This window comes from Pseudomonas sp. NY15354 (assembly GCF_048068075.1).
In the GTDB taxonomy this organism is placed as follows: Bacteria; Pseudomonadota; Gammaproteobacteria; order Pseudomonadales; family Pseudomonadaceae; genus Aquipseudomonas; species Aquipseudomonas guariconensis_C.
Map to the genome: position 1 here is coordinate 62,376 of NZ_JBLUPV010000028.1, position 7,291 is coordinate 69,666.

The window sequence follows — 7,291 nt, forward strand, 5'->3', positions numbered from 1 at the left end:
ATGTTGCATATTTTCTGTCCCCACTGCGGCGAGCTGCGCTCCGAAGAAGAGTTCCACTCCTCCGGCCAGGCGCACATCGCCCGCCCGCTGGACCCTAGCGCCTGCACCGACGAGGAATGGGGTACCTACATGTTCTTCCGCGACAACCTGCGCGGTATTCACCATGAACTGTGGGACCACGTTGCCGGCTGCCGCCAGTACTTCAACGTCACGCGTAACACCGAGACCTACGAGATCCTGGAAACCTACAAGATCGGCGAGAAGCCGCAGGTCACCGCGAACAAGCTGAACCCCGCGCAGTCGGCCGTCAAAGGCCAGGGAGAAAAAGTATGAGCCAGGTCTATCGCCTCGCCAGCGGCGGTCGCATCGATCGCAGCAAGGTCCTGAACTTCACCTTCAACGGCAAGACCTACCAAGGTTATGCCGGTGACAGCCTGGCCGCTGCGCTGCTGGCCAACGGCGTCGACATCGTCGGTCGCAGCTTCAAGTACTCGCGTCCTCGCGGCATCATCGCCGCAGGCCCCGAAGAGCCGAACGCCATCCTGCAGCTGGGCTCGAGCGAAGCCACCCAGGTGCCGAACGTGCGCGCCACCCAGCAAGCCCTGTACTCGGGCCTGGTGGCCACCAGTACCAACGGCTGGCCGAACGTCAACAACGACGTGATGGGCATCCTCGGCAAGGTCGGCGGCAGCATGATGCCGCCCGGGTTCTACTACAAGACCTTCATGTATCCCAAGTCGTTCTGGATGACTTACGAGAAGTACATCCGTAAAGCGGCAGGCCTGGGCCGTGCGCCTCTGCAGAACGACCCGGACAGCTACGACTACATGAACCAGCACTGCGACGTGCTGATCGTCGGTGCCGGCCCTGCTGGCCTGGCCGCGGCCCTGGCCGCTGGTCGCAGCGGTGCCCGCGTGATCGTTGCCGATGAACAGGAAGAGTTCGGCGGCAGCCTGCTCGACACCCGCGAGACCCTCGACGGCAAGCCTGCCGCCGAATGGGTTGCCGCCGTCGTCGCCGAGCTGCAATCGCTGCCGGAAGTGACCCTGCTGCCACGCGCCACGGTCAACGGCTACCACGACCACAACTTCCTGACCATCCACGAGCGCATGACCGATCACCTCGGTGACCGCGCTCCGATCGGCCAGGTCCGTCACCGCGTCCATCGCGTGCGTGCCAAGCGTGTCGTACTGGCCACCGGTACCCACGAGCGTCCGCTGGTGTACGGCAACAACGACGTGCCGGGCAACATGCTCGCCGGCGCCATCTCGGTGTATGTACGCCGTTACGGCGTGGCCCCGGGCCGCAAGCTGGTGCTGTCGACCAACAACGACCACGCCTATCGCACCGCCCTGGATTGGCACGACGCTGGCCTGCAGGTGGTCGCCATCGCCGATGCGCGCCACAACCCGCGCGGCTCGCTGGTCGAGGAAGCGCGTGCCAAGGGCATCCGCATCCTGACCTCCAGCGCCGTGATCGAGGCCAAGGGCACCAAACACGTGACCGGCGCCCGCGTCGCCGCGATCGATGCAGTCGCACACAAAGTCACCAGCCCAGGCGAATGGCTCGAGTGCGACCTGATCGGCAGCTCCGGTGGCTACAGCCCGGTGGTGCACCTGGCGTCCCACTTGGGTGGTCGTCCGATCTGGCGTGACGACATCCTCGGCTTCGTGCCGGGCGATGCGCCGCAGAAGCGTGTCTGCGTGGGTGGCGTGAATGGCGTCTACCCGCTCGGCGACGCGATTGCCGATGGTTTCGAAGGCGGCGTTCAGGCAGCCACCGAAGCAGGTTTCAAGGCGTCCGTCGGCACCCTGCCGAAAGTCGTTGCCCGCAAGGAAGAGGCCACTGTGGCGCTGTTCCAGGTGCCGCACGACAAAGGCACTGCCCGTGCGCCGAAGCAGTTCGTCGACCAGCAGAACGACGTCACCGCGGCCGCCATCGAACTGGCCACCCGCGAAGGCTTCGAGTCGGTCGAGCACGTGAAACGCTATACCGCGCTGGGCTTCGGTACCGACCAGGGCAAACTGGGCAACATCAACGGCCTGGCCATCGCTGCGCGCTCGATGGGTATCACCATCCCGCAGATGGGCACCACCATGTTCCGTCCCAACTACACGCCGGTGACCTTCGGCGCGGTAGCGGGCCGTCACTGTGGCCACCTGTTCGAACCCGTGCGCTTCACCGCGCTGCACGCCTGGCACCTGAAGAACGGCGCCGAGTTCGAAGATGTCGGTCAGTGGAAGCGTCCGTGGTACTTCCCTAAAGCCGGCGAAGACATCCATGCCGCCGTGGAGCGTGAATGCAAGGCCGTGCGCGACAGCGTGGGCCTGCTCGACGCCTCGACCCTGGGCAAGATCGACATCCAGGGCCCGGATGCGCGTGAGTTCCTCAACCGCGTGTACACCAACGCCTGGACCAAGCTCGATGTGGGCAAGGCCCGTTACGGCCTGATGTGCAAGGAGGACGGTATGGTCTTCGACGACGGCGTGACCGCCTGCGTCGGCGACAACCACTTCATCATGACCACCACCACTGGCGGCGCCGCACGTGTGCTGCAGTGGCTGGAGCTGTACCACCAGACCGAATGGCCGGACCTGAAGGTGTACTTCACCTCCGTGACCGACCACTGGGCCACCATGACCCTGTCCGGCCCCAACAGCCGCAAGCTGCTGGCCGAAGTCACCGACATCGACCTGGACAAGGAAGCCTTCCCGTTCATGAGCTGGAAGGAAGGCTTGGTTGGCGGCGTGCCGGCCCGCGTGTTCCGTATCTCGTTCACCGGTGAGCTGTCGTACGAAATCAACGTTCAGGCCAACTACGCCATGGGCGTGCTGGAGCAGATCGTCGAGGCAGGCAAGAAGTACAACCTGACCCCGTACGGCACCGAAACCATGCACGTACTGCGCGCCGAGAAGGGCTTCATCATCGTCGGTCAGGACACCGACGGCTCGATGAACCCGGACGACCTGAACATGGGCTGGTGTGTCGGTCGCAACAAACCGTTCTCCTGGATCGGTGCCCGCGGCATGACCCGTTCGGACTGCCTGCGCGAAGACCGCAAGCAACTGGTAGGCCTCAAGCCTGTCGACCCGACCAAATGGCTGCCCGAAGGCGCCCAGTTGGTGTTCGATCCGAACCAGCCGATCCCGATGGACATGGTCGGTCACGTGACCTCCAGCTATGCCTCCAACTCCCTGGGCTATTCGTTCGCCATGGGTGTGGTCAAGGGCGGCCTCAAGCGCATGGGCGAGCGTGTCTACTCGCCGCAGGCTGACGGCAGCGTGATCGAGGCGGAGATCGTGTCTTCGGTGTTCTTCGATCCGAAGGGTGAGCGGCAGAACGTCTAAGGCCTCCGGAAGGCAGTGCTGGATCTTGTGGGAGCGGGTTTACCCGCGAATGCGATGTTGGCCTCACCGGCCCATTCGCGGGCAAGCCCGCTCCCACAGGTTCGGCGCCGTTCGGCACAACAGAATTCAAGGCAGGTAAGAAATGAGCGTAATCAACGTCTTCCAGCAAAATCCGGGCTCCAACGCCCGGGCCGAGTCGCCACTGCACCACGCTGACCTGGCCAGCCTGGTTGGCAAAGGCCGCAAGAACGCAGGTGTAACCCTGCGTGAACACAAGTTCCTCGGTCACCTGACCCTGCGTGGCGATGGTCATGATGCCGCTTTCGCCGCTGGCGTGAAGAAGGCCCTGGGCCTGGAACTGCCGGTCGCCCTGACCGTCGTCGCCAACGACGAAATGTCGCTGCAATGGGTCGGCCCGGATGAGTGGCTGCTGATTGTTCCTGGTGGCCAGGAATTCGCCATCGAGCAGAAGCTGCGCGAGGCCCTCGACGGTCAGCACATGCAGGTGGTCAACGTCAGCGGTGGGCAGACCCTGCTCGAGCTGCGCGGCCCCAACGTGCGCGATGTGCTGATGAAGTCCACCAGCTATGATGTACACCCGAACAACTTCCCGGTCGGCAAGGCCGTCGGCACCGTGTTCGCCAAGTCGCAGTTGGTGATTCGCCGCACCGCCGAAGACACCTGGGAACTGGTGATCCGCCGCAGCTTCTCCGACTACTGGTGGCTGTGGCTGCAGGACGCTTCGGCCGAGTACGGCCTGGCCATCGAGGCATAAAAAGGAGAACACGCATGAGTCGGGCACCGGATACCTGGATTCTTACCGCCGACTGCCCGAGCATGCTCGGCACCGTCGACGTAGTGACGCGTTACCTCTACGAGCAGCGCTGCTATGTCACGGAGCACCACTCCTTCGACGACCGGCTCTCGGGGCGGTTCTTCATTCGCGTGGAGTTCCGCCAGCCGGACGATTTCGACGAGGCAGGCTTCCGGGCCGGCCTTGCCGAGCGCAGTGACGCCTTCGGCATGACCTTCGAGCTGACCGCGCCCAATCACCGCCCCAAGGTGGTGATCATGGTGTCCAAGGCCGATCACTGCCTCAACGACTTGCTGTATCGCCAGCGCATTGGCCAATTGGCCATGGACGTGGTGGCGGTGGTGTCCAACCACCCCGACCTCGAACCGCTGGCGCAGTGGCACAAGATCCCCTATTACCACTTCGCCCTGGACCCCAAGGACAAGCCCGCCCAGGAGCGCAAGGTGCTCCAGGTGATCGAGGAGACGGGCGCTGAGCTTGTGATTCTCGCCCGTTACATGCAGGTGCTGTCGCCCGAGCTGTGCCGTCGCCTGGACGGCTGGGCGATCAACATCCACCACTCCCTGCTGCCAGGTTTCAAGGGCGCCAAGCCGTACCACCAGGCCTACAACAAGGGCGTGAAGATGGTCGGCGCCACGGCCCACTACATCAACAACGACCTGGACGAAGGGCCGATCATCGCCCAGGGCGTCGAGGTGGTGGATCACAGCCACTACCCTGAGGACCTGATCGCCAAGGGCCGTGACATCGAGTGCCTGACCCTGGCGCGGGCGGTGGGGTATCACATCGAGCGCCGGGTGTTCCTCAACGCCAATCGCACCGTAGTGCTCTGACAGGCCTCGTTGTCTTGTTCGCGGGTAAACCCGCTCCCACAGGTTCTGCGTAGCCTTCTGTGGGCGCGGGTTTACCCGCGAATGGATTCACCACTTTTCACCTGCCGTTAACAGGCAACCCCCTGTCGCTTCCAGTCACTGCGACAAGTTGTATCAGGCCCACAATTCCCCGCATTCCAGTAACACATGCCGCTCACGAAGGGCGGCGCTTTCCACCACCGCTGCATAAATAAAAATCGAGCGAGGTAAGAGCATGTCTGGTAATCGTGGAGTGGTGTATCTCGGCGCCGGCAAGGTTGAGGTACAGAAGATCGACTACCCCAAAATGCAGGACCCACGCGGCAACAAGATTGAGCACGGCGTGATCCTGAAGGTGGTCTCCACCAACATCTGTGGCTCCGACCAGCACATGGTCCGTGGCCGTACCACTGCCCAGGTTGGCCTGGTCCTTGGTCACGAAATCACCGGTGAAATCATCGAGAAGGGCCGCGATGTCGAGCGCATGCAGATCGGCGACCTGGTCTCGGTGCCTTTCAACGTCGCCTGCGGTCGTTGCCGTTCCTGCAAAGAGATGCACACCGGTGTCTGCCTCACCGTCAACCCGGCCCGTGCCGGTGGTGCCTACGGCTATGTCGACATGGGTGACTGGACCGGCGGCCAGGCCGAGTACGTGCTGGTGCCATACGCCGACTTCAACCTGCTGAAACTGCCTGATCGCGACAAGGCCATGGAGAAGATCCGTGACCTGACCTGCCTGTCCGACATCCTGCCGACTGGCTACCACGGCGCTGTGACTGCTGGCGTTGGCCCAGGCAGCACCGTCTATGTTGCCGGCGCCGGCCCGGTCGGTCTGGCTGCCGCTGCCTCGGCGCGTCTGTTGGGCGCGGCCTGCGTCATCGTCGGTGACCTGAACCCGGCCCGCCTGGCGCACGCCAAGTCCCAGGGCTTCGAAGTGGTCGACCTGTCCAAGGACACCCCGCTGCACGAGCAGATCGTCGACATCCTGGGCGAGCCGGAAGTGGACTGCGCCATCGACGCCGTAGGCTTCGAGGCCCGCGGCCACGGCCACGAGGGTGCCAAGCACGAGGCGCCGGCTACCGTGTTGAACTCCCTGATGCAGGTGACCCGCGTTGCCGGCAACATCGGTATCCCGGGCCTGTATGTGACCGAAGACCCGGGCGCGGTCGATGCTGCCGCCAAGATCGGCGCACTGAGCATCCGTTTCGGCCTGGGCTGGGCGAAGTCGCACAGCTTCCATACCGGTCAGACCCCGACCATGAAGTACAACCGCCAGCTGATGCAGGCGATCATGTGGGACCGGATCAACATCGCCGAAGTGGTGGGTGTTCAGGTGATCAACCTGGACCAGGCGCCGGAAGGCTACGGCGAGTTCGATGCAGGTGTACCGAAGAAGTTCGTGATCGACCCACACAAGATGTGGGGCGCGGCTTAACCTTCAGACTCAACGCCCCTTCGGGGGCGTTGTGCTTTCAGCAGCGTTAGCCACAAGGTCTCCAGCAGGCCGATAACCGGCCCGGAACAAACCCTCGCAGCCCCAGTCCAATGCCTCGTTTCCCCGGCCATCCCGGCCGACGAGGTCCCTCCCGATGAAAGCATTCACCCTGGCAACCCTGATGACCCTGGCCGCAAGCCCGGTGTTCGCCTTCAATTTGAGCGATGCGGCCAATGCTGTGTCGGCGATGCAGAACCAGAATTCGAGCCAGCAGGGCGCGGTACAGGCCCCTGAAGGGCAGGCCAACCTGCTCAATACCCTGGGCAGTGAACTGAAGATCACCCCTGAACAGGCCATTGGTGGCGCCGGGGCCATGCTGGGGCTGGCGCGTAACAACCTGAACGAGGCCGATTATGGCCAACTGACCCAGGCAGTGCCGGGCCTGGACCTGCTTTCCGGTGCCAACGCCCTGGGCGGCTTGAGCGGTCTGGGAGAACTGCTCGGCAAGAGCAGCCAAAGCCCATCGCCACTGAGCAATGCGTTGGGCAATGTCGAGAACCGCAGTGACCTGGACAACGCCTTCAAGCTGCTGGGCATGGATACCGGCATGATCGGCCAATTTGCCCCGCTGATCCTTCAGTACCTGGGCCAGCAAGGCCTTGCCGGATCGCTGCTGCAGAACCTGGGCAATCTGTGGATGACGCCGGCGGCGCCAGCGGCCGTGCCGTCGGTATAAGCGTTTTTCATGCGTGCGCACGGGCTTGGCCCGTGCCCGCTACCGAGGCGTTCCCTTCGCGGGTAAACCCGCTCCCACAAGAATCACCGCCAGGCTTATGGATGTGCG

Annotated in this window: 6 protein-coding genes; all 6 read left to right on the forward strand. The window is 63.6% G+C overall.

All coding sequences use genetic code 11. The features are described from left to right. The 6 genes from ACNFCH_RS21085 (at position 1) to ACNFCH_RS21110 (ending at position 7,183) form a co-directional block, all read left to right on the forward strand. On the forward strand, positions 1-333 hold the full coding sequence (locus tag ACNFCH_RS21085; protein ID WP_043211106.1) for a sarcosine oxidase subunit delta: 333 nt from the start codon (positions 1-3) through the stop codon (positions 331-333). Then, entirely contained in the window at positions 330-3,347 is a 3,018-nt protein-coding gene (locus ACNFCH_RS21090; protein ID WP_416743605.1) for a sarcosine oxidase subunit alpha, read from the forward strand. Before ACNFCH_RS21085 ends, ACNFCH_RS21090 begins: the two co-directional genes overlap by 4 nt. 142 nt (positions 3,348-3,489) lie before the next feature. After that, positions 3,490-4,122 (forward strand): sarcosine oxidase subunit gamma, encoded by a 633-nt coding sequence (locus tag ACNFCH_RS21095; protein ID WP_337160199.1) that lies wholly within the window; start codon positions 3,490-3,492, stop codon positions 4,120-4,122. 14 nt (positions 4,123-4,136) lie between these two features. Continuing rightward, positions 4,137-4,994 carry a formyltetrahydrofolate deformylase gene (purU, locus tag ACNFCH_RS21100; RefSeq protein WP_043211119.1) on the forward strand — a complete coding sequence of 286 codons (858 nt, stop codon included), beginning with the start codon at positions 4,137-4,139 and terminating at the stop codon, positions 4,992-4,994. A 253-nt stretch (positions 4,995-5,247) separates the two neighbouring features. Further along, on the forward strand, positions 5,248-6,447 hold the full coding sequence (gene fdhA / locus ACNFCH_RS21105; RefSeq protein WP_196165692.1) for a formaldehyde dehydrogenase, glutathione-independent: 1,200 nt from the start codon (positions 5,248-5,250) through the stop codon (positions 6,445-6,447). A 154-nt stretch (positions 6,448-6,601) separates the two neighbouring features. Further along, positions 6,602-7,183: a DUF2780 domain-containing protein gene (locus ACNFCH_RS21110; RefSeq protein ID WP_196165693.1), complete on the forward strand. Its 582-nt coding sequence runs from the start codon at positions 6,602-6,604 to the stop codon at positions 7,181-7,183. The last annotated feature ends 108 nt before the right edge of the window (positions 7,184-7,291 follow it).

Bases quoted from the DNA above. Each gene is read 5' to 3' on its own strand.
- ACNFCH_RS21085 (WP_043211106.1), top strand. From the start codon at position 1: ATGTTGCATATTTTCTGTCCCCACTGCGGCGAGCTGCGCTCCGAAGAA.
- ACNFCH_RS21090 (WP_416743605.1), top strand. From the start codon at position 330: ATGAGCCAGGTCTATCGCCTCGCCAGCGGCGGTCGCATCGATCGCAGC.
- ACNFCH_RS21095 (WP_337160199.1), top strand. From the start codon at position 3,490: ATGAGCGTAATCAACGTCTTCCAGCAAAATCCGGGCTCCAACGCCCGG.
- purU (WP_043211119.1), top strand. From the start codon at position 4,137: ATGAGTCGGGCACCGGATACCTGGATTCTTACCGCCGACTGCCCGAGC.
- fdhA (WP_196165692.1), top strand. From the start codon at position 5,248: ATGTCTGGTAATCGTGGAGTGGTGTATCTCGGCGCCGGCAAGGTTGAG.
- ACNFCH_RS21110 (WP_196165693.1), top strand. From the start codon at position 6,602: ATGAAAGCATTCACCCTGGCAACCCTGATGACCCTGGCCGCAAGCCCG.